The sequence below is a fragment of the Streptomyces sp. NPDC059142 genome (assembly GCF_042755665.1).
Taxonomy (GTDB): Bacteria; Actinomycetota; Actinomycetes; order Streptomycetales; family Streptomycetaceae; genus Streptomyces.
The window spans coordinates 1-23,805 of record NZ_JBHZDA010000031.1; the positions used below are offsets into that span (position 1 = coordinate 1).

The 23,805-nt window shown below is 73.5% G+C and carries 17 protein-coding genes, 1 tRNA gene and 1 pseudogene; 8 read left to right on the plus strand and 11 right to left on the minus strand.

Features of this window, described 5'->3' with window-relative positions; all coding sequences use genetic code 11:
- Nucleotides 1-103 precede the first annotated feature (103 nt).
- Nucleotides 104-2,335: an FUSC family protein gene (locus ACFXPK_RS14285; RefSeq protein ID WP_385075106.1), complete on the minus strand. Its 2,232-nt coding sequence runs from the start codon at nucleotides 2,333-2,335 to the stop codon at nucleotides 104-106.
- 416 nt (nucleotides 2,336-2,751) lie between these two features.
- On the opposite strand from ACFXPK_RS14285, the gene ACFXPK_RS14290 reads away from it, so the two are divergent.
- Nucleotides 2,752-3,459: a hypothetical protein gene (locus tag ACFXPK_RS14290; protein ID WP_385075109.1), complete on the plus strand. Its 708-nt coding sequence runs from the start codon at nucleotides 2,752-2,754 to the stop codon at nucleotides 3,457-3,459.
- 51 nt (nucleotides 3,460-3,510) lie between these two features.
- On the opposite strand, the gene ACFXPK_RS14295 is transcribed toward ACFXPK_RS14290, so the two are convergent.
- Nucleotides 3,511-4,716 carry a DUF2786 domain-containing protein gene (locus tag ACFXPK_RS14295; RefSeq protein WP_385075196.1) on the minus strand — a complete coding sequence of 402 codons (1,206 nt, stop codon included), beginning with the start codon at nucleotides 4,714-4,716 and terminating at the stop codon, nucleotides 3,511-3,513.
- A gap of 231 nt (nucleotides 4,717-4,947) precedes the next feature.
- Here ACFXPK_RS14295 and ACFXPK_RS14300 point away from each other — a divergent pair, with 231 nt between their 5' ends.
- The gene (locus ACFXPK_RS14300; RefSeq protein WP_385075111.1) at nucleotides 4,948-5,550 is read left to right on the plus strand and encodes a sugar O-acetyltransferase; all 603 of its coding nucleotides are present in this window, start codon (nucleotides 4,948-4,950) and stop codon (nucleotides 5,548-5,550) included.
- Nucleotides 5,551-5,619: 69 nt separating this feature from the next.
- On the opposite strand, the gene ACFXPK_RS14305 is transcribed toward ACFXPK_RS14300, so the two are convergent.
- Nucleotides 5,620-6,096: an ATP-binding protein gene (locus ACFXPK_RS14305; protein WP_384993607.1), complete on the minus strand. Its 477-nt coding sequence runs from the start codon at nucleotides 6,094-6,096 to the stop codon at nucleotides 5,620-5,622.
- A 174-nt stretch (nucleotides 6,097-6,270) separates the two neighbouring features.
- The gene (locus ACFXPK_RS14310) at nucleotides 6,271-7,185 is read right to left on the minus strand and encodes an NADP-dependent oxidoreductase (RefSeq protein ID WP_384993610.1); all 915 of its coding nucleotides are present in this window, start codon (nucleotides 7,183-7,185) and stop codon (nucleotides 6,271-6,273) included.
- A gap of 352 nt (nucleotides 7,186-7,537) precedes the next feature.
- Between ACFXPK_RS14310 and ACFXPK_RS14315 the strand changes: the two genes are divergently transcribed.
- Nucleotides 7,538-9,241, plus strand: a complete 1,704-nt coding sequence (locus ACFXPK_RS14315; protein ID WP_385075116.1) for a bifunctional 3'-5' exonuclease/DNA polymerase — start codon at nucleotides 7,538-7,540, stop codon at nucleotides 9,239-9,241.
- A 55-nt stretch (nucleotides 9,242-9,296) separates the two neighbouring features.
- Here the strand turns inward: ACFXPK_RS14315 and ACFXPK_RS14320 are convergent, their stop codons facing one another.
- Together ACFXPK_RS14320 and ACFXPK_RS14325 are read right to left on the minus strand one after the other, a co-directional pair.
- Complete coding sequence (locus ACFXPK_RS14320) at nucleotides 9,297-10,577, minus strand: hypothetical protein (protein ID WP_385075119.1); 1,281 nt, start codon at nucleotides 10,575-10,577, stop codon at nucleotides 9,297-9,299.
- 63 nt (nucleotides 10,578-10,640) lie between these two features.
- On the minus strand, nucleotides 10,641-11,198 hold the full coding sequence (locus ACFXPK_RS14325; protein WP_384993617.1) for a SigE family RNA polymerase sigma factor: 558 nt from the start codon (nucleotides 11,196-11,198) through the stop codon (nucleotides 10,641-10,643).
- A gap of 378 nt (nucleotides 11,199-11,576) precedes the next feature.
- On the opposite strand from ACFXPK_RS14325, the gene ACFXPK_RS14330 reads away from it, so the two are divergent.
- Together ACFXPK_RS14330 and ACFXPK_RS14335 are read left to right on the plus strand one after the other, a co-directional pair.
- On the plus strand, nucleotides 11,577-12,005 hold the full coding sequence (locus tag ACFXPK_RS14330) for a nitroreductase family deazaflavin-dependent oxidoreductase (RefSeq protein ID WP_385075122.1): 429 nt from the start codon (nucleotides 11,577-11,579) through the stop codon (nucleotides 12,003-12,005).
- Nucleotides 12,002-12,469, plus strand: coding sequence for a cupin domain-containing protein (locus ACFXPK_RS14335; protein ID WP_384993622.1), 468 nt, complete (start codon nucleotides 12,002-12,004; stop codon nucleotides 12,467-12,469). Before ACFXPK_RS14330 ends, ACFXPK_RS14335 begins: the two co-directional genes overlap by 4 nt.
- 74 nt (nucleotides 12,470-12,543) lie before the next feature.
- On the opposite strand, the gene ACFXPK_RS14340 is transcribed toward ACFXPK_RS14335, so the two are convergent.
- Complete coding sequence (locus ACFXPK_RS14340; protein ID WP_384993624.1) at nucleotides 12,544-13,299, minus strand: NPP1 family protein; 756 nt, start codon at nucleotides 13,297-13,299, stop codon at nucleotides 12,544-12,546.
- Between the two features lie 232 nt (nucleotides 13,300-13,531).
- Between ACFXPK_RS14340 and ACFXPK_RS14345 the strand changes: the two genes are divergently transcribed.
- From ACFXPK_RS14345 to ACFXPK_RS14355, 3 genes and pseudogenes are all read left to right on the plus strand, one after another.
- Nucleotides 13,532-14,515 (plus strand): superoxide dismutase, encoded by a 984-nt coding sequence (locus ACFXPK_RS14345; protein ID WP_385075126.1) that lies wholly within the window; start codon nucleotides 13,532-13,534, stop codon nucleotides 14,513-14,515.
- Nucleotides 14,516-14,842: 327 nt separating this feature from the next.
- Nucleotides 14,843-14,977: pseudogene (locus tag ACFXPK_RS14350) on the plus strand (1-deoxy-D-xylulose-5-phosphate reductoisomerase); the annotation flags it as partial.
- Between the two features lie 32 nt (nucleotides 14,978-15,009).
- Nucleotides 15,010-16,314, plus strand: a complete 1,305-nt coding sequence (locus tag ACFXPK_RS14355) for a M50 family metallopeptidase (protein WP_385075129.1) — start codon at nucleotides 15,010-15,012, stop codon at nucleotides 16,312-16,314.
- Between the two features lie 744 nt (nucleotides 16,315-17,058).
- Here ACFXPK_RS14355 and ACFXPK_RS14360 read toward each other — a convergent pair.
- The 4 genes from ACFXPK_RS14360 to tmk all read right to left on the minus strand — a co-directional run bounded on the left by ACFXPK_RS14360 (nucleotide 17,059) and on the right by tmk (nucleotide 23,665).
- Nucleotides 17,059-17,132: transfer RNA gene (locus tag ACFXPK_RS14360), tRNA-Thr, on the minus strand.
- A gap of 106 nt (nucleotides 17,133-17,238) precedes the next feature.
- Entirely contained in the window at nucleotides 17,239-18,783 is a 1,545-nt protein-coding gene (locus tag ACFXPK_RS14365) for an alpha/beta hydrolase (RefSeq protein ID WP_385075132.1), read from the minus strand.
- Between the two features lie 106 nt (nucleotides 18,784-18,889).
- A complete protein-coding gene (locus ACFXPK_RS14370; protein WP_384993681.1) occupies nucleotides 18,890-20,095 on the minus strand; it encodes a DNA polymerase III subunit delta' in 1,206 nt (401 codons plus the stop codon).
- A 204-nt stretch (nucleotides 20,096-20,299) separates the two neighbouring features.
- A complete protein-coding gene (gene tmk / locus ACFXPK_RS14375) occupies nucleotides 20,300-23,665 on the minus strand; it encodes a dTMP kinase (protein ID WP_385075135.1) in 3,366 nt (1,121 codons plus the stop codon).
- Between the last annotated feature and the right edge of the window lie 140 nt (nucleotides 23,666-23,805).

Genomic DNA, 23,805 nt, shown 5'->3' on the forward strand with positions numbered 1-23,805 from the left:
CCCCGGCTGTTCCTCCGCCCGCCGGCGGAGGGGCCGGTGGCCGGCCCGCGGTCGCTTCCCGTGATCGTCGTCCGGGGCCGATCCGCCCGGCGCGGCGGTCGCGTCAGGCGGACGGACCCTGCTCCGGCGCGCGGGCCGTGGGCCCTTCGGAGGGCCGCGGCCCGTCGCCGTTCCCGGCCCGCTCCCCGCCCCTGCCCCCGGCCGGGCCCTCCTCCAGAGCCGCCGACAGCTCCTCCAGCGCGTCGAGGAGCAGGCCCGCCCCGCTCCGTACGACCTGGTCGGGAACGCCCTCGCCGTCCCAGCGCGCCAGCTCCTCGCGGACCGTGTCCCAGCGCGGGACGCGCCGTTCCCGTAGGTCCTTGGCGCCCTGCTGCGTCGCCTCCCGCAGCGTCTCCGCGAGTCCGCCCGCCGCCGGTACGGGGGTGACGCCGCGCTCCGGAAGGTGCGCCTCCATCAGCATCGCGACCCGCGCGAGCTGGGCGAGCGCGTGCTCCGCGTGGTCGGCGGCGGTCCGCGACAGGCCGCGGTGCCGCACCGGTTCGTGCAGGGCCCGCTCCTCCGACGTGTGCCAGGCGACCCGGGCCGTACGGGTGGCGAGCAGGGTCTCGCGCACCTCGCGCGCTTGGGGGCCGCCGCGGTCGGCGGGCCGGGCGTAGTGGCCGACCACCGCGGCGGCGTACCGCCCGTCGGCGAGCAGCCAGTCGGCGAGGCGGGCGCGCAGCCTGGGGGTCTCCCAGGCGGGGAAGACCGCGTACGCGATCATCGCGAGCAGCCCGCCGAGAAGCGTGAGCAGGGCGCGGTCCCGTACGGTCTGCGACACCCCGGCCCCGGCCATGCCGAGCAGGAAGACCACATAGGCCGAGACGAAGATCTGACTGATCGCGTAACCGGTGCGCAGCAACAGATACATCAGGCCCGCGCTGACGACGGCGAGCGCGGCGGAGACATAGCCGCCGGGATGGGCGGCCTGCACGATGCCGGTGGCCAGCGCGACCCCGACGAGGGTTCCGCCGAACCGGGCCACGGAACGCCCGTACGTCTGGAGGAAGTCGGGGCGCATCACCATGACGACGGTCATGGGCGCCCAGTAGCCGTGGCCCAGGGGCAACGCGGCGCCGAGGACGTACCCCGCGCAGGTGACGGTGGTGACGCGGACGGCGTGCCGCAGGATCGGGGAGTCGCGGTGGAGTTCGTCCCGTATGTCGCGCAGGACGCCGGGGAGGAGGCGCAGCAGGCTGGGACGGTCGCGGTGGGTCGCGGGGCGGGCCGCGGCGCCTTCCTCACCCGCGTCCGTGTCTGCGCCTGTGCCCGTGTCCGCGTCCGTCTCCGTGTCCGTGTCCGTGGCGACGACATCCGTCTCGACCACGTCGTCCAGCAGATCGAGCAGCGAGACGAGCCGGGTGGCGGCGCGGTGGGCCGGGCCGATGAGCAGCGACTCGGTGTCCGGGGTCCGCAGGCCGGCGACGGCGGCCGGGGCGAGATGGACCGGTGTGCCGTGGCGGACGGCGCGCGCGGTGGAGTCCAGTACGGAACCGGCCGCGGCCAGGAGTTCCCGTACCCGGTCCCGCTCCGGGCCCTCCGACGCCGCGCCCACCTCCGGATCGGCGAGCGAGGCGAGTACGGGCCTGATCCGCTCGGCGAGACCGCGCGCGCCGTGCAGTTCGACCGGGCGTCTGCGGGCCTGCCACGGGGTGACGGCGGCGGCGCTGCGGGCCGTCATCAGGGGTTCGGGGTCGAACGGCGCGGTCGGGTCGTGGCGCAGCCGGCGGGCGTAGTCGCCCAGCGCGGCGAGGGCGTCGGCGAGCGCGTCGCGCTGGAGCCCCCAGCGTCTGACGGGGAAGAACACGATCATCCCGGCCTGGACGAGACCGCCGGCCGCGATCACGGCCGCGTGGCCCGCGGCGGTCGCGACGGACGTGGGGAGCGTCACCGTCACGAGCATGATCGCGACGTTGGAGGCCGCGATCACCCCCGCGGTCGGCCCCGCTGTCCAGGCGAGCCCGGCGAGGAAGGTCCAGAGTGCGAGAAGGGCGAGGAAGAGCGGGAAGTGGGCGACGGTGAGATAGCCGAGGAACGTACTGACGGCGAGGCTCGCCCCGGACGCCAGCGCGAGCACCGGCCGGGGGCGCCAACTGCGCTGGAAGGTGGCGATCCCCGCCTGGAAGGCGCCGAACGCGGCGCTGGCCGCGACGGTAGGCCCGAACAGCGCGTACGTGCCGCACACGACCACGGCGAGACCGGCGGCTCCGCGCAGCGCGACCAGGGGTTCGAGCCGCCGGCGCTCGACACCGAACCCCGAGAGGGCGGTGTCCCTCAGCGCCCGGAGCCAGCTCATGGGGCGAGAGTAGCGACATATGCCCGAATAGCGCGCTAAGAAGTCTTCACGTCATTTCCGGCGCTGACGTACGCGCGGGCGGAGGCGCGGACGCACCCGCGAACGGCGGCGCGGGCGGAGGCGTGTGGCGGAAGCGCGTGGCGTACGCGCGGGCGGAGGCGGGCGGTGCACGCGCGGGCGGAGGCGGGCGGCGTACGCGCGGGCGGAAGCGTGGGCTCCGTTCGGCAATGGGCCGTCGAGGGCCGCTGGCGGAGCGGACGGTCGCCGCGGACTCTCGGCTTCGCCGAAGCATTCTGGTGGGTTCTGTCGGGTTCTGACGGATCGTCGGTCCCCGTTCCGTTCCGCTCGCCCCCGCCTTCCTCGTAACGTCGGAGAAACGTTTCCGGGCCCGCCGGCCCCTACCCGAGTGGAGCCCCATGCCCCAAGCGCCCGCCGTCATCGGCAATCTCGTCGAAGCCACCCTGGGACGTCCGGCCCGGGTGCTGGGCGTCCGTGAACCGGCCCCCGGCTTCCTCGAACTGGAACTGCACGCCACCGCGCCGCCGGGCGGCTGGCAGCCCGGCCACGAGATCCAGTTCCGCGTCACGCCCACCCTGGCCCGCCGCTACTCGGTACGGACCGTCGGCGGCCCGGACGCCGAGCACCTCGGCATCCTCGTCGACACCGGAGCCGCGGGCCCCGGTACGGCGTGGATCCGCCGCCTGTACGCCGGTCGGCGCCTGACGCTGCTGGCGGGACGGCAACGGCCGCTGCGCGAGAGCGGAACCCGCAGGCTCTATCTCGGCGACGGCTGCGCCCTCGGCACCCTCGACGCCTGCGCCACCCGGAGCGGCGACGCGCCCGTCGTGACGGTCGAGGTACCGGCGGACGCCGTCGCGCCGCTGGCCGACCGCTGGCCCCTCTACCGCTTCCTGCCCCTGGGGGAAACGCCGGGCGAGGCGCTGCAATCCTGGCTCGAACGCGCCATCGGGGACGGTACGTTCGCCCGGCTCGACGGCGCTCTGCTGCTGGGCCACGCCCAGTCCCTCCTGCGTCAGCGGCGGGCGCTCGTCGACAGCCGGAGCCTGCCGCGCCACGCCATCACCACGCGGCCGTACTGGGCCACCGACAGGGAAGGGCTCTAGGACACGTCGGGTGAGGTCGGTTCGTCGGGTGGGACTGGTACGTCGGGCAGGTCAGGCGGGGCGGATGCGTCCGCGTCGGGCCGCACCGTCCGCGTCGCCCCCGCGGCCGTGCCCCGGCACATGGGCCGCGTCCGCCGCCGAGACGCCGTGGGTCCAGCCCTCGGCGTCCGTCACGCCGCGCACCCGTGTCGCGACCGTCTCCGGGAACATCCGGTCCGTACGGTCGGTCACGGCGGCCTCCCGCGCCGCGAGGACCGGCAGCAGTCCGGAGCCACCGCCGGGCGCCGCCCCGTCGCCCTCCGCCCACCGCTCCGTGACCTCGCCGTTCGCCTGCTCGGTCGCCTGCTCCGTCGCCGCCGCCAGACGCTCGCCGAGGCGGTGCGCGTACGCCATCAGGAACGACTGCCGGAAGGTCTTCGTCCGCTTACGGCCGCCCGCGCGCTGGGCCGCCTCGGCGCGGGTCATCGCGGAGGTGCCCTGCACCAGCAGGGAGGTGTGCAGCAGCTCGACCGCCTCCAGGTCCGGCTCGAACCCGACGACCGTCGAGAAGCCGTACGCGCTGTTCCAGACCGCGCGGCAGCGGTTCGCCGAGGCGACCGCGTCGAGCAGGATCGCCTTCGCCGTCTCGTACGGGGCGTCCACGCCGATCCGGCACGCGCCGGGCACATCGCCGCGGTGCGTCCGGTCCGCGAGCAGCGCCTCGTCGATGCTGTGGCGCGCCATCAGCTCCTGGGCCTTGGCGGTGAGCGCCTCGGCCTCCTGCGGATAACCCGTCGCCTCCGCCTTGGCGAGCAGCGCGCGGATCCGGGTGAGCATGCGCGGCTCGCCTTCGGCGGGCGGCAGATGGAGAGGCGCCCCGGGCACCGGCCCGACCGGCTCGATCGCGGGCAGCCGGGCCAGCAGCAGATACAGCTCCAGGACGGTGGTGGCGTACGAGAACCGGTCGGCCCGGTACGGCCCGGCGCCGCCCGCCCCCGGGCCGTACTCCTGGTCGAGTTCGGCGAGCTGGGCCGCCCAGCGCGGCGGCAGCCGCTCGTACCGCCGCGCCTCCTCGGCGGTCAGCTCGGCGAGCAGCCGCAGATGGGGTCCGTGCAGGTCACGGCGGACGAGGCGGGCCACATCGGCGGGCTGCCAGCCGCGTTCCCAGGCCAGACGCAGGAATCCCGTGCCGCGCCGCCGGAGTTCGGTGTCGGAGTCCGGGGCGGCGGCGAGGAGGGAGGCGCCGGTGTCGATGCCGTCCGGGCCGCCGGCGAGCATCGCGGCGACGGCGCGCTCGACCGTGCGCACGGGATCACCGGTGGCATGCTTCTCACTCACTTCTCGATGGTCGCAGGTCGGAAGCCCTGGGCCGTACCCACCCCACCCGTCCCGTCTGTCCCGCCTGCTCCATTTTTTCCACAGCCTGTGGACAACCAGCCGCCTGTCGGTGCACGCGATTAGTCTGGGGGCTCCTGTCGACCGAGGGCTTTCATCCGCGGAGGGGCACCCATGGGCGAGAACAAGCGGCGCATGCTGGCCGGTGAGTGGTATCTCCCGGACGACGAGGAGTTGGGGTCGGACACCGAGCGCCGCTTCGCGCTGTGCGCGGCGTACAACGCGAACGGCGGCGCCGCGCCCGGTGACCGCGCCAAGATCCTCGCGGAGCTGCTGGGTTCGGTGGGCGAGGACGTCCGGATCCGCCCGCCGTTCCAGTGCGACTACGGGACGTACATCACCGTCGGGGCGCGTACGTTCGTCAACTTCAACGCGATCTTCCTGGACGCCGCGCCGATCACCATCGGCTCCGACGTCCAGATAGGCCCGAACGTCCAGCTTCTGACGCCCACCCATGAACTGGACACGGAGCGCCGCCGCGCGGGCTGGGAGAAGGCGTCGCCGGTGACGATCGGGGACAACGTCTGGCTGGGCGGCGGGGTGATCGTCTGCCCCGGGGTCACCATCGGCGAGAACACGGTGGTCGGCGCCGGATCGGTCGTCACCAAGGACCTGCCGCCGGGCGTCCTGGCCGTGGGCAACCCGGCGCGGGTCATACGTGAGCTGACGGCATCCGACGGGCGTCCCGGAACGCACCCGGACGAGCGGCGGGACTGAGCCAGTCCGGCCAGGCACCGTCCCTCCGCCACCTCCACCCCTCTCCGCCTCCACCCCTCTCCGCCTCCGCTACCTCTCCCCCGGCGCGAACTCGCACCACACCACCTTCCCCCGGGTGGGGCCCGTGTGGTCGCCCCAGTCCGAGGCCAGGGTCGTGACCAGGAGCAGCCCGCGGCCCTCCGTCGCCTCCGCGTCGACCGCACCGATGCCGGTCGGCCATCTCGGCGGCGTACGGGAGGGGTCGGCGACCTCGACGCGCAGGCGGCGGCCGTCCGGCGAGCGCAGCAGGGCGAGGGTGACGGCGCCGCGGGTGCAGCCGCAGACACAGACGCCGTGGCGTACGGCGTTGGTGACGAGTTCGCTCACCGCCAGTTCCACGGTGGCCGCGGACCCGCCGTCCACGCGGCGCAGGGCGAGCACCTCACGGGTGTGCCGACGGGCCCGCCCGGCCGCCGCCGGCTGGTGCGGGAGCGGGATCCGGGTGAGGGAGAGCCACGGCCGGCCGGAGTCGTAGACATCGTGCGCAGGTCCACTGTCAGTGAGCATCGCTACTCTCGGACATCAATAGATCACAGAGGGCAACCCATCGTGCACGAGAGGAGCGTCACCGTGCCACATCACCGCTTCCGGGCCCTGTCGGACCGGGTGCTCCCCCACACCCGGCGGCGCGACCGCTTCGGCACCCGGTTCGACAGCCGCTTCCGCGACCGGTTCCGTCCCTCAGGGCGTGATCACGAGCTTTCCGCCCGCGTGCCCCTCCTCGCTCGCCTGCTGGGCCTTCGCGGCCTCCTCCAGCGGGAAGGTCCCGGCGATCCGCACCCGCAGCGCGCCCTCCGTCGCCAGCCGGGCCTGCTCCGTCAGTCCGGCGCGCTTCTGCTCGGGCGTCGTGCCACCGGAGGAGAAGGTCACCCCCAGATCCTGCGCGGCCATGTCCGCGATGGTGACGATCCGGTCCGTGGTGCCGCCGCGCAGCTCGATCGAGTCGGGCAGCGCGCCCTTCCCCGACGCGTCGAAGACGGCGTCGACGCCCTGGGGCGCCGCCGCGCGGACCCGGTCGACGAGGCCGTCGCCGTACGCCACGGGTACGGCGCCCAGCGAGCGTACGTAGTCGTGGTTGGCCGGGGAGGCCGTGCCGATCACGGTCGCGCCGCGCGCCACCGCGAGCTGCGCGGCCACGGCGCCGACGCCGCCCCCCGCGCCGTGCAGCAGCAGGGTCTCGCCGTCCCGGACACCGAGCGCGTCCAGGACCCGCTGCGCGGTTTCCCCGGCCACGGGGAGCGCCGCGGCCTCGTCCCAGCTCAGGCCGGCGGGCTTGGCCACGACGACATCGGCCAGGGCGTACGGGGCGTAGGCGCCGGTGGCGGTCCAGCCCAGCACCTCGTCGCCAACGGCGAAGTCGGTCACGCCGTCCCCGGTCTCGTCCACGACGCCGGCGAACTCCAGTCCGGGCACGGCGGGGAGCGGGGTGGGGAAGGCCGCTTCCATCCATCCGTGGCGGATCTTGTAGTCCATCGGGTTGACGCCGGCCGCCCGTACGGCCACCCGGATCTCACCGGGGCCCGCGTGCGGCTCGTCCACGTCCTTGACGTGCAACACCTCGGGCCCGCCGAACTCCTCGAAAACGACCGCGCGCATCTCGACCTCCACAGATCTCGTGTGCTCCATATGCCCTGCATGCTCTACGTGCTGTACGTGTCCCGCGTGTGGTGCGTGTCCTGCGTGCTGTACGGGCTCCGCGTGCTGTCCGTGCCCTGTGTTCCGTCCGTGTCCTGTGTGCTGTACGGACTCCGTGTGCTGTCCGTGTGCTCCGGTGCGGTGCGGGGCCCGTGGGTTCGTCGGAGCTGTCAACACCCCGGCCCGCGCCCCTGTTCCGGCCTCAGGACCGATCTTCCCGGTGACCGGACGTGCCCGCCTCCCGGGCGGCCGGGACGTGGTGCCGGAGCGTTGCCGACGGCCGTTGTCAGACCCTCCTGCGAGACTCGGTCGCATGGGCGGACGATGGGCGGTGGCTCCGACGGACGGCGGCGGCGCGCTGCTCGTCCCGCTGGGCGAGGACGGCCGGGCGGACGGCCCCGTGCTGCGGGAGCCGGATCTCGTCGCGGCGGTCGGGGCGCGCCTGCCCGAGGTGGAGCGCTGGGTGTGGCGGGCGACGTCCCTGGTGTACCCGCGCCTGCTGGCGGCGGGGGTGCGGGTCGAGCGGTGTTACGACATCGAGGCGGGCGAGTCGCTGCTGCTGGCCCACGAGGGGCGGCTCGGGGAGCCCCGGTCGGCGGCGGCCGCGTGGGCGCGGTTGCGGAACGGGCCGGTGCCGCCCGATCCGCCGCCCCGCTCGGCGGAGCCGGGTGCGCAGTCCTCGCTCTTCGAGGCGCGGGCGGGAGCGGAGATTCCGTTCGAGGCCCTGGTGGAGGTGTACGCGGAGCAGCAGCGGCGGCATACGGCGGCCGAGCATCCCGGGCGGATGCGGCTGCTCACGGCGTCGGAGTCGGCGGGCATGCTGGTGGCCGCCGAGATGCACCGGGCGGGGCTGCCCTGGCGGGCGGACGTGCACCGGGAGGTGCTGCGCGAGCTGCTCGGCGAGCGGTACGCGGGCGGGGGCGAGCCCCGGCGGCTCGCGGAGCTGGCGGACGCGGTGTCGGAGGCGTTCGGGCGGCGGGTGCGGCCGGATCTGCCGGCGGACGTGGTGAAGGCGTTCGCGCAGGCGGGCATCCGGGTGAAGTCGACCCGGCGCTGGGAGCTGGCGGAGATCGACCATCCGGCGGTGGAGCCGCTGATCGAGTACAAGAAGCTGTACCGGATCTGGACGGCACACGGCTGGAGCTGGCTCCAGGACTGGGTGCGGGACGGCCGGTTCCGCCCGGAGTACCTGCCGGGCGGTACGGTCTCGGGCCGCTGGACCACCAACGGCGGCGGGGCGCTCCAGATCCCCCGGGTGATCCGCCGGGCGGTCGTCGCCGACGAGGGGTGGCGGCTGGTGGTGGCGGACGCCGACCAGATGGAGCCGCGCGTCCTGGCCGCGATCTCCCGCGATCCGGGGCTGATGGAGGTGGCGGCCCACCCCGGCGATCTGTACACGGCGCTGTCCGACCGGGCGTTCTCGGGCGACCGGGAGCACGCGAAACTCGCCCTGCTGGGCGCGGTCTACGGCCAGACGTCCGGCGACGGGCTGAAGAACCTGGCGGCGCTGCGCCGGAGGTTCCCGCTGGCCGTGGCCTATGTGGACGACGCGGCCAGGGCGGGCGAGGAGGGCAGGATCGTACGGACCTGGCTCGGGCGGACGAGTCCGCGCGCGGCCGGGGCGGAGGACGACGAGGCCGGGATCCCCCAGGAGACGCCGGCGCCGGACGCATCGGCGCCGGACGCGTCCGGGGGTGACTTCACACCGGGGTACGCGTCGTCGAACGGCCGGGCCCGTGGCCGCTTCACCCGGAACTTCGTCGTGCAGGGCAGCGCGGCCGACTGGGCGCTGCTGATGCTGGCGGCGCTGCGCCGGGCGATCGCGGGGATGCGCGCCGAGCTGGTCTTCTTCCAGCACGACGAGGTGATCGTGCACTGTCCGGCGGAAGAGGCCGGGGCGGTGGCGGAGGCGATCGACGCGGCCGGGGCGCTGGCCGGGAGGATCGCCTTCGGCGAGACGCCGGTGCGGTTCACGTTCACGACGGCGACGGTGGAGCGGTACTCCGACGCGAAGTGAGCGGTGCTCCGCCGGATTGTGCGCCGCCGGACCGTGCGCCGCCGGGCGTTCCGGGTCAGCCGACCCACTTGTCGCTGGTCGCGAGGGCGGTGAGCTGTTCGACGGTGAGCGCGGGCTCCGGGCGGGTGGCCGCACTGCCCTGCGTGGCGGAGTTGAAGGCGGAGACGACGACCCGCAGTCCGTCGGGCCTGAGGGTGTCGACGGTCCACTGCACGACGCCGGCGCCGCCCTTCTCGCCCGGCTGCTTCGTCACCTTCACCTGTGTGCCGTCCGGCAGGGTCGTGGCACCGCCGAAGAGGTCGGCCACCGTGTCCGACATCCCGGTCTGCACATTGATCTGGACGAGGCTGCGCCCCTGGCCGTCGTCGACCACGGCGTACGCGAATTCGTTGTCCTGCCGGCCCTGGTCGTACACCTTCAGTCCGGCGGGCAGCAGCGAGGCGAACGTCGTGGCGACCTCCACCTCGACCCGGCCGCCGCCGGTCTCCTTGTCCGGCCGGGGCGCGGGCAGCCGGCGCAGCGTCCCGCGCCACTCGTCCGAGGTGACCAGTTCCTGGAGCCGCGCCCGGTCCAGCGGCGGCTCGGGGCGGCTGACCTCGGCGCCCTTCTCCGCCGGGGCGTTGTACGCGTTCGCGTCGACCAGGTAACCGTCGGGGGTCAGCAGCACGGCCCGCCAGTCCTTGGTGTCCTCGCGCCGGTCCGGATACACGTACCCCTGGAGGATCATGAGCCGGGAGCCGTCGGGCAGTTCGGTGGTCCCGCAGAAGTCGTACGGCGTGTACGTACGGGCCGGGCAGGTGACCCGGTCCTCGGCGCCGGTGGGGTCGACGCGGAAGAGCCCCACCGAGACCTCGGCGCCGCCGTCGCCGTCGTCGAAGACGCCGCGCACCGTCGCCCTGCCGTTCAGGCTCTCCACCGCGCCGCTCAGCTCGCCCTCCGGGAGCAGCCGCGCGAGCGCCCCGGTCAGGCCGCCGTCCGGGGCCGCCCCGGCGCCGGTGATCAGGGCGGGGGCCTCGGCGGACGCGGTCCCGGACGCGGTGGAGCCGTCCGCCGCCGTACCGCCGGACAGCCCGTCCCCGTACACCCCGCCCAGACCGATCGCGCCGAGCACGAGGGCGCCGCCGGTCACGACGGCGATACGGCGGCGGGCCAGTCTGCGGCGGCCCCGGCGCAGCCCCGCGTCGACCAGGGCCGTCCGGTCGGCGGGCGTGAAGCTGCCGCCCGTACGGTGCAGCACCTCGCCGAGTTCGTCCTCGAACGGTGCGGTCTCCGGTCCCCCGCCGGAGGTCTCCGGCCCCTCATCTGGATACGCCTGTGGTGAATTCTCCGAGGGCATGATCGATCGACCCCACTTCCCGCTCGTTCCCATCCGGACAGAATCAGTTGCCAGCAGCTCCGGTCAGGCGGCGAACTCGGCGTACTGGCCGCCCAGTCGCTCCCGGAGCTTCGCGAGCGCCCGCACCGACCGGGTGCGTACGGCGGCGGAGCTGACGTTCATGGCCTCGGCCGTCTCCTCGACGCTGCGGTCCTCCCAGTACCGCAGCACCACCACGGCGCGGTCCTTGGGCGCGAGCTGCCCGAGCGCGTCGAGCAGCGCGACCCGCAGCGCCGGATCGTCGCCCGGACCGCCGGCCCCTCCCGGACCGGCGGAGCCACCGGCGCCGACCGGGCTCCCGGCCGACTCCGGGATCTCCCCGAGGGGTCTCTCCCCGGCCGAGCGGCGCCGCCGGTGGGTGAGGAACGTACGGACGAGGACGGTCTGGGCGTACCCCGCAGGGTTGTCGATCCGCGAGACGCGCCCCCACAGCGCGTACATCCGGCCGAGCGTCTCCTGCACCAGGTCCTCGGCCAGATGGGTGTCGCCGCTGGTCAGCAGGCAGGCCGAGCGGAAGAGATGGTTCGTACGACCGGCCGCGAACTCCCGGAAGTCCTCCTCACGGGAGGTGCGGGACGGCATACGGACCGTGTCTCCCCCCGTACGTCCGCCACGCCCCGCACCTCCCGTCCGCCCCATCCATCCTGTCCGCCCCGTCCGCCCCGTCAGTCCTGCCGACCCCGCCGACCCCGAGCGCCGCATCGGCTCCCCCGCCTCCCCCGTCGCCCCCGTGGCGCCCGGTCCCCCGTGTCCGCCCCGCCTTCACCTCCATGACGCGACGGCCCCGGGGAAATGTTTCAGCGGCCAGGCAGAAAATGCGGCCAGGAAAGAGAAGGGAGAGAAAGAAGACGGCGGGGCGGGGGCCGGGTGGTACTGCTGGGGCCACCTCCACCACTGGCGGTCGCCCGGCACCGGCGAGGATCATCGTCCATGCGGCACTCCTCGACCCAGGAGACAGTCATGACGGAAAATGTCGACTTCAACGCACGCATCATCGCCGAGTTCCGGGCCCACCACGGACAGGTCGGCGGCAATTTCGCGGGAGCGCCGTTGCTCCTGCTGCACACGGTCGGTGCCCGTTCCGGCGCGGCCCGCATCAATCCGATGATGTATCTGGCCGACGAGGGTCGCTATCTCGTCTTCGCCTCCAAGGCGGGCGCCGATCGCCACCCCGACTGGTACCACAACCTCCTCGCCCATCCCGACGTCCGGATCGAGGTGGGCGACGACACCCTCGCCGTACGCGCCGTCGAACTGCACGGAGCGGAGCGCGACACCCACTTCGCCGAACAGGCGCGCCGCTACCCCGGCTTCGCGGGCTACCAGCGCCGGACCGAGCGGATCATCCCGGTCGTCGCGCTCGTCCCCACCGAACGGACCTCCTCATGAGCATGGCCTACCTCGCACAACCCGATCAGCAGCAGAAGCTCGAATGGCTGGACGGCGGGCAGTTCGCCGTCCTCCTGGACAGTGCGGCCACCGACGGGCAGCTCACCGTCGGACGGTTCACCGTCGGCAGGGGCGAGGCACCGCCGTACCATCTGCACACCCGTGAGGACGAGGTGTTCATGCTGCTCAAGGGCAGTGCGCTGCTGTGGTGCGACGACCAGGAGATGGAGCTGACGGAGGGCGGCATCGTCTATCTGCCCCGGAACGTCCCCCACGGCTACCGGATCACCTCCGACACCGCCGACCTGCTGATGATGGCCACGCCCGCAGGCATCGAGGGCATGTTCCGGCACGCGGGCCGCGACATGGCGACGCCCCGGCCGGAGGGGTACGAGATCTCCGAGGACCTGATGGCCGAGGCGGCGGACCTGTACGGCCAGATCGTCGTCGGCCCGCCGCGCTGACCGCTACCGGAACCGCCACCGGGGCCGGGACCAGGTCCGGGACCAGGTCCGGGCCCCGGTACCCCGGCCCGCCCCTAGGCGTTCGGGTCGAACGGGATGGAGGCCGGCTTGGCCTTCTCCAGGTGGCTGTTGAAACTGCCGTCCTTGAGGCCGAAGTTGGCGCTGCCGAAATTGGCCTGGCTGAGCTTGTCGCGGAGGCCCGCCGGGTAGCCGTTCCAGCCGACCAGGCTGGGGTACTGCCAGGCGTGGTAGTGGTTCTCCGGCGGCTCGTCGTTGGCGTTGGCGGCGCGGAAGGCGTGCGTGCTCAGCCCGTCCTTGTGGTAGACGATCTTGGGGTGTGCGCCGTCCCAGCGGATCTGGTCGCGGTTGTGGACGGTGAACCCGCCGTGCGCCGAGGTGGAGACGTACTGCGCCTGGTTGTTCTGCACCCAGACCACCACGTGCTCCCAGTCGTGCCGGTGCCCGCCGATCGTCGCCTGGTCCTTCTCGAAGTAGAGGCCGTACATGATCGCGCACCAGCCGTTGTTGCACTTGGACCGCGCGTACCCGTTGGTGTTGTCGAGGTCCGACTGGTCGTGGCACTCGCCCTGGGGCGCCCCGGACGGGTTGAGGCCGCCGTTCAGTGTGCCGTCGGGCCCGATGGCGGGGGTGGGGTAGCAGCCGTCGGTGTCGTAGTCGTAGGCCGGCTGGTACGCGCGCTCCAGCTCGTCCGCGTTGGCGGGCAGGGCCGCCGGAGGGGCGGCCAGGGCGGTGCCCGGCAGGGCCAGGACCAGCGCGACGGCGCTGCCGAGGGTGAGAGCGGCCTTACCTGTGCGCGAGCTTTTCTTCACTGCGTCCTCCTGATGGACCGCGACGTGGGGCCGGCGGCGCTACTGACATGCCCACTTCATACACAGGGAACTCCGGTACATGACAGCTCGTTACGAACGAAACGGAGCATCGATCAGAGCAACGAACAGGAGGAGAAGGTGAGTTGACACCCAACTGAAGAACACGACCATGGCGTCACCGAGTCCGCGGAGTTCCCCGCTTCCCACCCATTTCGCACGGAGGCCCCGAACCATGACCCGGAACCACCCCCATCCCGTCCCCCGCGCCACATCCGCCCCGTCCCGGCGCGCCCTGCTCGGCGGCACCGCCCTCGCGGCCGTCGCCCTGACAGCCGGTGCCGGCCGGGCGAGCGCCGCCCCCGGCACGTGGCCGACGGAGTTCCCGCTGCCCGACGGCTTCCTCCCCGAGGGGATAAGCATCGGCGACCGCCCGTACGCGTACATGGGCTCGCGCGCCAACGGCGCCGTGTACCGCACCGATCTGCGCACCGGCGCGGGCGAGGTCCTGTACCCGGGCGAGACGGGCACGGCGGCCGTCGGGGTCGAACTGGACGACGACGGGCTGCTCTACGTCGCCGGAGGCGGCGGTGGGACGGCACGGGTGATCGACACCCGCACGGGACGTCTGGTGGCCACGTACCAACTGACCCCCACGACCGGTCACTTCATCAACGACGTGATCCTGCTCGGCGACCGCGCCTGGTTCACGGACTCACGCGACAGCGTGCTGTACGGCGTCCCGCGCGGCCGGGCGCGAGCGGCCGGCGGCCGCGGCGGGATCCGCGCCCTCCCGCTCGGCGGCGACTGGGTGCAGACCCCCGACGTGAACAACGCCAACGGCATCGTCACCGCCCCCGGCGGCCGCGGGCTGATCGTCGTCAGCAGCCAGCCCGGCAGGCTCTACCACGTGGACCTGGCCTCCGGTCACGCACGGGAGCTGGAGCTGAAGGGCGCGGCCGACGTGGCCAACGGCGACGGTCTCCTGCGGCTCGGCCGCACGCTGTACGTCGTACAGAACCGGCTGAACCTCATCGCGGTGTTCGCACTCGACGCGGAACTCCGCTCCGCCACCCTGCGCAGCGCGATCACGGACCCGCGCTTCGACGTGCCCACCACCGTCGCCCGCTGGGGTGACCGCCTCTACCTCGTCAACGCCCGCTTCACCAGCCCGCAGACGCCGGAGACGACGTTCAACGGGGTCGCCGTTCCCCTCTGACCCGCCAGGCCGCGGCGCCGGTCCCCTCCACGTACGAGTCCGGCGCCGCAGCCGTCCCCTTCTGCGCGTCCGGGTCGACGAGCGGCGGCTCCGAGGCCGCCCTTCGGCGCCGGCCGGCCGAACTGCCGCCGCGCCTGCGGCCGTACGACCGGCCGTACGCCCGGCGCGAGGGGCGAAGGCTCTCTCGTGCACGGCCCGCCGTACGGCACCATATGGGCGGATGAGCGACAGCCCGGCGCCTCGCCGGCCCGCCCCTCGCGCCCTCCCCCGTCGCCGACCCCGGTGCCGACGAGCGCGCCACCCGTTACGGACGCCGCCCGGCCGACGCTCGTCGACATTCCCTCCGAGCGCGTTGAGGTGATCGTGCACCCCCAGTCGTATGTCCACCCGATGGCCGAGTTCGCGGACGGACGGACACCGGCCCAGGCGGCGCCCCCGGACCCGCGCGGGCCCGAGGCCGTCGCCACCGAGCGGACCCACGTGGAGGCACGCGCATGACCACCCTGATGACGATCCTCGGCATGGTCGTCTTCGTGATCGGCCTGCTGATCTCGTTCGCCTGGCACGAGCTGGGCCATCTCTCGACCGCCAAGCTCTTCGGGATCCGGGTGCCCCAGTACATGGTGGGCTTCGGCCCGACCATCTGGTCGCGCCGGAAGGGCGAGACCGAGTACGGCCTCAAGGCGATCCCGCTCGGCGGCTACATCCGCATGATCGGGATGATCCCGCCCGGCCCCGACGGCCGTCTGGAGGCCCGTTCGACGTCCCCGATGGGCGGCATGATCGACGACGCCCGCGCGGCGGCGTTCGAGGAGCTGAAGCCCGGCGACGAGCGGCGCCTCTTCTACACGCGCAAGCCCTGGAAACGCGTCATCGTGATGTTCGCGGGCCCGTTCATGAATCTGATCCTCGCCGTCGCGATCTTCCTGACCGTGATGATGTCGTTCGGGATCAACACACACACCACCACCGTCGGCAAGGTCTCCGCCTGTGTCATCCAGGCCGGTGAGAAGCGCTCCACGTGCGAGAAGGGCGACCCGGCCGCCCCGGCCAAGGCGGCGGGCCTCCGGGCGGGCGACAAGATCGTCGCCTTCGACGGCGAGCCGGTGAAGGACTGGTCGGCCCTCCAGACCGATATCCGCGACAACCCCGGCAAGGACGTCACCCTCACCGTCGACCGCGCGGGCCAGGAGGTCGACCTCACGGCCCACCTGATCAGGACCCAGGTCAGCAGGACCGACGGCGACGGCGTCCACGTCAAGGACGAGTACGTGTCCGCCGGCTTCCTCGGGTTCACCCCTGCCTCCGGCATCGTCCCGCAGACCTTCGCGCAGTCCGTGGACCGCATGGGCGACATGATGGTCCACGGCGTCGAGTCGCTGTTCGCCCTGCCCTCCAAGGTCCCCGCCCTGTGGGACGCCGCGTTCGGTGGCGGCGAACGCGACCCCGAGTCCCCCATGGGCGTGGTCGGCGCGGCCCGCGTGGGCGGCGAGATCGCCACCCTCGACATCCCCGCGTCCCAGCAGATCGCCACGTTCCTGATGCTCGTGGCGGGCTTCAACCTCTCCCTGTTCCTGTTCAACATGGTCCCGCTGCTCCCCCTCGACGGGGGCCACATCGCGGGCGCCCTGTGGGAATCCCTCCGCCGCAACCTGGCCAGACTCCTGCGCCGCCCCGACCCGGGCCCCTTCGACGTGGCGAAACTGATGCCGGTCGCCTATGTGGTGGCCGGTATCTTCATCGCCTTCACGGCCCTCGTCCTGGTCGCGGACGTCGTCAACCCGGTCCGCATCAGCTAGGACGCCCCTCGCGACCCACCGGAGCCCCGCGCCCTCCCCGCACCCACAGGAAGGAGCGGGGCTCTTCCGCGGATCACGGACGACGCCGCACCGAAAATCCCCCTCGGCGGGCACGCCGGTACCACGTCACCGGCAGCGCCACCGCGGCGAGCGCGAAGAAGAACAGAGCGACCATGACGTACGGCTCCGTCGTCCCCAGCACCAGGGCACACACCCCACCGGCCACACCCCCCCGCGACAAGACACCAGGCGGGAAGCCACCGGTCGCTGGAGAGGCCCTTGATCAGCACGACGTAGAACGGCAGCATCAGGACGAACAGCACCGCTCCCTGCGCCGTATGGCCGTCCGCGACCCGACACCCCCCACGCGGCCCGGCCGTACAACCACCGTCGAGAAGCCCGGTGACCGCCCACGCCACCCCGGCCACCACCACGGCAGCCAACGGCACCAGCCACCACTGCGCACGAGGACTCCTGACAACGACACGCACCCGGCCCGCCACGCGGCGCCAGAACAGTCCGCCCCGTACGGGGGTAGTTGGCCACGTCTTCCGGAATCGCCCCATGAACTCCCCGCCCCTCGCCCTCCGCAGACCTGGCCACAAGGCCGACCGACCGGGGACGCTGGTGGCGATCAGGCTGCGGCTGTCGGCAAGGCCGGCGGTGGCGCATTCGTATCCGCGTGCGCACCCGAAAAAAGCAAAAGCCCCAGGTCACGGCGAGTGAGTCCTGAGGCTTCCACAGAGCCGCCTTCGGGATTCGAACCCGAGACCTACGCATTACGAGTGCGTTGCTCTGGCCAACTGAGCTAAGGCGGCGTGCCGTCCGGACCATCGTGCGGTCTGCGGCGCCGCCAAGTCTACACAGTTTCGAGGGGTGCTCCGTACACCCCCGGTGTGGAGGGGTTCTCGCAGGTCAGGGCGGTCAGGAGCACTTCTTGCCGCGGGTGGGGGGTGTGCCCTCCAGGAGGTAGGTGTTGATCGCCGTGTCGATGCAGTCGCTGCCGCGGCCGTACGCCGTGTGGCCGTCGCCGTTGTAGGTGAGGAGCGTGCCGGAGGAGAGCTGGTCCGCGAGGGAGCGGGCCCACTTGTAGGGGGTGGCCGGGTCGCGGGTGGTGCCGACGACGACGATCGGGGCCGCGCCCTTCGCCTCGATGCGGTGGGGGGCTCCTGTGGCCTTGACCGGCCAGTACGTGCAGTTCAGGGCCGCCCAGGCGAGGCCCTTGCCGAAGACCGGGGACGCCTGTTCGAAGGAGGGGAGCGCCTTGGTGACCTCGTCGGGGCCGGTGAAGGAGGGCGGGAGGTCCAGGCAGTTCACCGCGGAGTTGGCGTACATCAGATTGGCGTACGTGCCGTCGCTCTCGCGTTCGTAGTACGAGTCGGCCAGGCCCAGCAGCGCCGCCCCGTCGCCACTCATCGCGCCGGTCAGGGCCTCGCGGAGCTGGGGCCAGGCGGACTCGTCGTACATCGCGGCGATCACACCGGTCGTGGCCAGGGATTCGGTCAGCGAGCGGTCACCGCCCGTCGGGACGGGCCGCGCGTCCACCTTCTTGAAGAAGGCCTTCATCCGGTTCGAGACGTCCGCCGGGGACTTCTGGCCGAGCGGGCAGTCCGCCTGCTTCACGCAGTCCTCGGCGAAGGAGCGGAAGGCCGTCTCGAAGCCGGCCGTCTGGTCGCGGTTCAGCTCGCGGGCCGGGAGCGAGGGGTCCATCGCTCCGTCGAGGACCAGGCGGCCGGTGCGCTTCGGGAAGAGTTCGGCGTAGGTCGCGCCGAGGAAGGTGCCGTACGAGGCGCCGACGTACGACAGTTTCCGGTCGCCCAGAACCGCCCGGAAGATGTCCATGTCGCGGGCGGCCTCGACCGTGGAGACATGCGGGAGGACCGTTCCCGAACGCTTCTCGCAGCCCTGGGCGAACTTCTTGAACGACTCGGTCAGCTTCCTGACCTCCGCCGGGTCGTCGGGGGTCTGGTCGACCCGCGTGTACGCGTCCATCTCCTTGCCGCTGAGGCATTCGACGGGCTCGCTGCGGGCCACCCCGCGCGGGTCGACGGCCACCATGTCGTACCGGGCCCGGACCGGCGCCGGGTAGCCGATGCCCGCGTACGCCTGGAGGTAGCCGACGGCCGAGCCGCCGGGGCCGCCCGGGTTGACCATGAGGGAGCCGAGGCGCTTGCCCGGCCCCGTGGCCTTCTTGCGGGCGACGGCCAGGTCGATCCCCGGGCCGTCCGGCTTCGCGTAGTCGAGCGGAGCCTTCATCGTGGCGCACTGGAAGTCGGGGACACCGCAGCCGCGCCACGTGAGCTTCTGCCCGTAGTACTTCTTCAGCGCGGCCGGATCGGACACGGAGCCGGAGGCCGAGTCCGACGCGGACGCCTCCGACGGCGAGCCGCCGGGGCTGCAACCGGAGATCAGCAGGCCGGCAGCGGCGAGCGCGGTGGCGGAGGTGCGGAGCAGGCGCCTGGTGTCCATCCACGGATGCTAACCGTCCGGGCTCGGCAGCGGCCCGGCCACGCTCGTAGGGGTGAATACCGGCCCGTACGGGTGACCTTCCGACCGTACGGGCGAATCCCCCGGATCAGCCCGTTCTGAGCGACACGGCCATCGCCTCCACGGCGAGCAGCGGCGCCACATTGCGGTCCAGGGCCTGGCGGCAGGCCCCGATCGCCTCGATACGGCGCAGGGTCCGCTCCGGGGTGGAGGCGCGGGCGATCCGTTCCAGCGCGTCCCGCACATCGGCGTTGGCCAGCGCGACCCGTGATCTCATCTGGAGGGCGAGCACATCGCGGTAGAAGCCGGTCAGGTCGGTGAGAGCCAGATCGAGGCTGTCGCGCTGCGTACGGGTGGACCGGCGCTTCTGGCGGTCGGCCAGCTCCTTCATCACCCCGGCCGTGCCCCGGGGCATCCTGCCGCCCGCCGCGGCGCCGAGCGCGGCCTTCATCTCGTCGGTCTCCTTGACGTCGACCTCCTCGGCGACCTGCTTGGCGTCCTCGGTGGCGGCGTCGATCAGCTCCTGCGCCGCCTTGAGACAGCCGCCGATGTCGTCCACGCGCAGGGGCATCTTGAGGACGGTCGCCCGGCGGGCGCGGGCCCGTGGGTCCGTGGCCAGCCGGCGGGCCCGCCCGATGTGGCCCTGGGTGGCCTGCGCCGCCGCGTGGGCGGCGTCCGGCTCGATGCCGTCGCGCCGGATCAGGACGTCGGCGACGGCGGCCACGGGCGGGGTGCGCAGGACGAGGTGGCGGCAGCGGGAGCGGATGGTGGGCAGGACGTCCTCCAGGGAGGGCGCGCACAGCAGCCAGACGGTGCGCGGCGCCGGCTCCTCCACGCCCTTCAGCAGGACGTTGCCCGCGCCCTCGGTGAGCCGGTCGGCGTCCTCCAGCACATTGACCTGCCAGCGTCCGCCGGCGGGCGAGAGCTGGGCGCGGCGGACCAGTTCGCGGGTCTCCTTGACGCCGATGGAGAGCAGGTCCGTACGGATGACGTCCACGTCGGCGTGCGTACCGATCAGGCTCGTGTGGCAGCCGTCGCAGAACCCGCACCCCGGCTCCCCGCCGAGGGCGCGGTCCGGGCTGGTGCACTGAAGGGCCGCGGCGAAGGCGCGGGCCGCCGTGGACCGGCCCGATCCCGGCGGGCCCGTGAACAGCCACGCGTGCGTCATCCTCGACGCCTCGGGCGGGGTGCCGCCCCCGGCCTCGGCCGTGACCTGCGCGTCGGCGTCACGGGCGGCGGCGGCCAGTGTCTCGTGGACGCGGTCCTGCCCGACCAGCTCGTCCCATACGGTCATGCGCTGTCACCCCCTTCTCGCCGCGCGGCCCTGGCTCCGCGGCTCTGTACCGTGCTGCGGCTCCGGGCCGTCGTCCCGGCCCCGCGCAGGCGTACCGGCCCCGCGCCGTGTGCCGTCCCGGCGGGACGGACGCGCTCGGAATCCATTGTGGGGCCGGGGTCTGACAATCCGGCCCCACACGGTCATCCGGTCCGGTCGCCCGGTCTAACGGCGCCGCCTGCCGTCGGTGTCGTCGCCGTCGTCGTCACGCCCGCCGAGCAGCTCGTCCGCCAGGGTCGGCAGATCGTCCAGCGGCGTCTCCTCCGCCCAGTCGGAGCGGCGGCGCGGACGCTCCGGCGGGCGCTGGAGACGGGACTCGGGAGCGGCGTCCGGGTCGATCACCGGCAGCTCCCTCGTGCGCTCGTTCTCCCGCTCCGCGGACGGCGCAGGGGCGTCGTCGCGGAAGAAGCCCCGCGGCACCCGGTCCGCCGGGTCGCTGTCGCGCGCGGGCGCCGGGTCGCCGGGGCGTACGGGCGGCAGGACGGCGGTCTCGTCGGCGGCGCGCGCGTCGCGCGGCGTCTCGTTCCGCCCGTCGCGCCCCGTCCCGCGCGGCTCGTCGCGCACCTGGGGCAGCACGGCCGTCTCGTCGGCCGCGCTCGTCCTGCCCTGGCCGGCGCCCGGCCGGCCGTCCCCGGGCCGCCGGGTGTCCGGGCGGACCGCCGGGACCTCCTGCGTCACATCCTCCGGCGTGGTGTCCGGCTTCCTGAGGTTCGGCTTGACCACCGGGGTGGGCACCGTGATCTCGTTCGGCGAGACCTCGGCCGAGGCCGCCGCCGCTGCCGCGGCCTCCTCCGCGCGCCGACGCGCCTCCTCGGCACGGAGCAGCGCCTCCTCCGCCTTGCGCTGCTTCTCCAGGCGCCGTTCCTCCGCCTCGGCGCGGAGCCTGGCCTCCTCCTGCGCCTGCCGCCGGAGACGCGCCTGCTCCGCCTCGTAGGCCCGCTCCTCGGCCTCGCGCCGCTTGCGCTCCTCCTCGGCGACCCGGCGCTCCTCCTCGGCGCGCGCCCTGGCCTCCTCCGCCAGGCGCTCCTCCTCGCGGCGGCGCGCCTCCTCCAGCTCGCGGCGCTTGCGCTCCTCCTCCTCGGCACGGAGCTTGGCGAGCTGCGCCTGGCGCTCACGCTCCAGCCGCTCCTCCTCCGCCTTGCGCGCGGCCTCTTCCTCGGCCTTGCGGCGGGCCTCCTCGATGGCGGCCTTCCGCGCCTCCTCCCGGGCCGTGATCTCGGCCTCGGAGAGCGGCAGGAGCTGGTCGAGCCGGTGCCGTACGACCGTGGTGACCGCCTCGGGCTCCTGGCTCGCGTCCACGACGAAGTAGCGCGTCGGGTCGGCGGCGGCCAGGGTGAGGAAGCCGGACCGTACCCGCTGGTGGAACTCGGCGGGCTCGGACTCCAGCCGGTCCGGTGCCTCCGTGAAGCGCTCGCGCGCCGCCTCCGGGGAGACGTCGAGCAGCACCGTGAGGTGCGGTACGAGGCCGCCCGTCGCCCAGCGCGAAATGCGGGCGATCTCGGTCGGGGAGAGGTCGCGGCCCGCTCCCTGGTAGGCCACGGACGAGTCGATGTAGCGGTCGGAGATGACGATCGCGCCACGCTCCAGGGCGGGGCGGACCACCGAGTCGACATGCTCGGCGCGGTCCGCCGCGTACAGCAGCGTCTCCGCGCGGTGGGAGAGTCCGGCGCTGGACACGTCGAGCAGGATCGACCGGAGCCGCTTGCCGACCGGGGTGGCGCCCGGCTCGCGCGTGACCACCACTTCGTGGCCCTTGGCCCGGATCCAGTTGGCCAGCGCCTCGACCTGGGTGGATTTCCCGGCGCCGTCCCCGCCCTCCACGGCGAGGAAGAAGCCGGTCCCGGCCGGGCTCTGCACGGGGTCGGCCCCGCCGCGCACCGCGTCGCGGATGTCGCGCCGGAGCGGCACGCCGGACCGGTCGTCCGTCTTGGCCAGCACGACCGCCGCGACGGGCAGCAGCAGCGCGCCGACCAGCATCAGGGTGAAGGCGGCGCCGTCGTGCGCGAAGACGAAGGTGCCGCTGGCGAGGCGGTGCGGGCCGATGGCCGCGGCGACGAGGGGGGCGACGACCACGCCGAGCGCGACAAAGACCCTGACGACTGCGTGCAGGTGTTCGGTGACTCGCTGTCGACGATACTCCTCGATCTCCACATCGATCAGGGCGTGGCCGGTATACGCCACGACTCCCGCCGTGAAGCCGGTGAACAGGGCGAGGAACAGCACCGTCGCCGTGTCCGGTACGAGACCCATGGCGAGCAGCGCGACACCGGTGACCGCGATGCCCAGCGCGAACGTACGGCGCCGGGACAGGGCGGGGAGCACCTTCGCGCCGCCGCGGATGCCCAGCGCCGTACCGCCGGCCAGTCCGAGGACCAGCAGGGCGAAGGCGACGGGCCCGCCGCCGAGGTCCTTGGCCTGGAGGACGGAGACGGCCACGGCCGACGCGACGGCTCCGGCGATCGCGCCGCAGGCGAGGACGAGCAGCGGCACCACGCCCGTACGGCCCTTGTCGCCGCCGCCGGAACCGGAGCCGCCGGGGCGGCGCAGTCCTTCGAGCGGCGAGCGCGGCCGGGGCGTCGGCCCGTCGGGCAGTTCCAGGAAGTACAGCGCGGAGACGGACGCCGAGAACAGCCCGGCCGCGACGTACGAGCCGAGCGCCGCCTGATGCAGCGAGAACCACTCGATGCCCGTGCCCAGCAGATTGCCGAGCAGCGTGGCGACGAGCAGGACCGCCGCGGCGGCGGGGACGGACAGGAACGTCGTACGGAGCGACAGCCTGCGCAGCGCGTCGAGGTGGTCGGGCAGCGGGCGTACGGCGGCGCCCTCCAGCGGCGGGGGCGGCAGCAGGGCCGGGGCGGCGCTCTCCTTGGCCACCGCCCAGAAGCGCTCGGCCACACCCAGCACGAAGACGGTGCTGAGAAGGATCGGAAGGGCGCGGTCGGGGGTCCAGTCGAGCCAGAGCGGCGCGACGATCAGCAGGCCGAGACGGAGGACATCCGCGACGATCATCGTCCAGCGGCGGTCCAGCGGCCCACCGTCCCGTTCGGGCTTGGCGGGTTTGGCCGGCTTGGCGGGTTTGGCGGCGGTGTCGGCGGACTGGGCTGCGGCGGTGTCGCCGGACTCGCCCCCGCCGGGCTCCGCGGCCACGGCCTTCGCGGCCGCCTTCCGCTTCCCGGCGGCTCCGGAGGCGCCCGTACGGGGTGCGACCAGCGCCGTCAGCGGTCCCAGCAGCACGGCGCCGAACAGCAGCGTGGCCAGGATCCGGGCGCCGAACACGGCGGCGACGGCGAACGCCGCGCCCCGGTACCCCGTACCGAACGAGCCCTCGGTGATCGCCGCTTGCAACGACAGCAGCAGAAGCACGAGAACGGCGAGTACGTCGCCGACCCCGCCGACGAACTGGGCACCCCACAACCGCCGCAGCGGGGGGAGGCGCAACAGAGATCGAACGGCGCGCTCTCGTGAGTCTGCGGCAAGTGCGTCGGAGTCGGAGGAGGCGCTCACGACCGTTGGCTGCTCGGCTCGCGTCATCCGCCCAGCCTATCCGGCCGCACCGACAACCCTGGAGCCCCGTCCGAACAAACGACCACGTGGCCGCCCACGCGGGACCGCCGGGGCACGCCCCGCCCCGGTCCCCGGCCTCGTCGCCCCGCTCCCGGGGCTTTCTCCGG

Excerpts from the sequence above, each read along its gene's own strand:
- ACFXPK_RS14315 (WP_385075116.1), top strand. The coding sequence starts at position 7,538 with ATGGGCGGACGATGGGCGGTGGCTCCGACGGACGGCGGCGGCGCGCTG.
- ACFXPK_RS14290 (WP_385075109.1), top strand. The coding sequence starts at position 2,752 with ATGCCCCAAGCGCCCGCCGTCATCGGCAATCTCGTCGAAGCCACCCTG.
- ACFXPK_RS14305 (WP_384993607.1), bottom strand. The coding sequence starts at position 6,096 with ATGCTCACTGACAGTGGACCTGCGCACGATGTCTACGACTCCGGCCGG.
- ACFXPK_RS14330 (WP_385075122.1), top strand. The coding sequence starts at position 11,577 with ATGACGGAAAATGTCGACTTCAACGCACGCATCATCGCCGAGTTCCGG.
- ACFXPK_RS14320 (WP_385075119.1), bottom strand. The coding sequence starts at position 10,577 with ATGCCCTCGGAGAATTCACCACAGGCGTATCCAGATGAGGGGCCGGAG.
- ACFXPK_RS14295 (WP_385075196.1), bottom strand. The coding sequence starts at position 4,716 with ATGCTCGCCGGCGGCCCGGACGGCATCGACACCGGCGCCTCCCTCCTC.
- ACFXPK_RS14310 (WP_384993610.1), bottom strand. The coding sequence starts at position 7,185 with ATGCGCGCGGTCGTTTTCGAGGAGTTCGGCGGGCCCGAGGTGTTGCAC.
- ACFXPK_RS14370 (WP_384993681.1), bottom strand. The coding sequence starts at position 20,095 with ATGACCGTATGGGACGAGCTGGTCGGGCAGGACCGCGTCCACGAGACA.
- ACFXPK_RS14285 (WP_385075106.1), bottom strand. The coding sequence starts at position 2,335 with ATGAGCTGGCTCCGGGCGCTGAGGGACACCGCCCTCTCGGGGTTCGGT.
- ACFXPK_RS14300 (WP_385075111.1), top strand. The coding sequence starts at position 4,948 with ATGGGCGAGAACAAGCGGCGCATGCTGGCCGGTGAGTGGTATCTCCCG.
- tmk (WP_385075135.1), bottom strand. The coding sequence starts at position 23,665 with ATGACGCGAGCCGAGCAGCCAACGGTCGTGAGCGCCTCCTCCGACTCC.
- ACFXPK_RS14365 (WP_385075132.1), bottom strand. The coding sequence starts at position 18,783 with ATGGACACCAGGCGCCTGCTCCGCACCTCCGCCACCGCGCTCGCCGCT.
- ACFXPK_RS14345 (WP_385075126.1), top strand. The coding sequence starts at position 13,532 with ATGACCCGGAACCACCCCCATCCCGTCCCCCGCGCCACATCCGCCCCG.
- ACFXPK_RS14335 (WP_384993622.1), top strand. The coding sequence starts at position 12,002 with ATGAGCATGGCCTACCTCGCACAACCCGATCAGCAGCAGAAGCTCGAA.
- ACFXPK_RS14355 (WP_385075129.1), top strand. The coding sequence starts at position 15,010 with ATGACCACCCTGATGACGATCCTCGGCATGGTCGTCTTCGTGATCGGC.
- ACFXPK_RS14325 (WP_384993617.1), bottom strand. The coding sequence starts at position 11,198 with ATGCCGTCCCGCACCTCCCGTGAGGAGGACTTCCGGGAGTTCGCGGCC.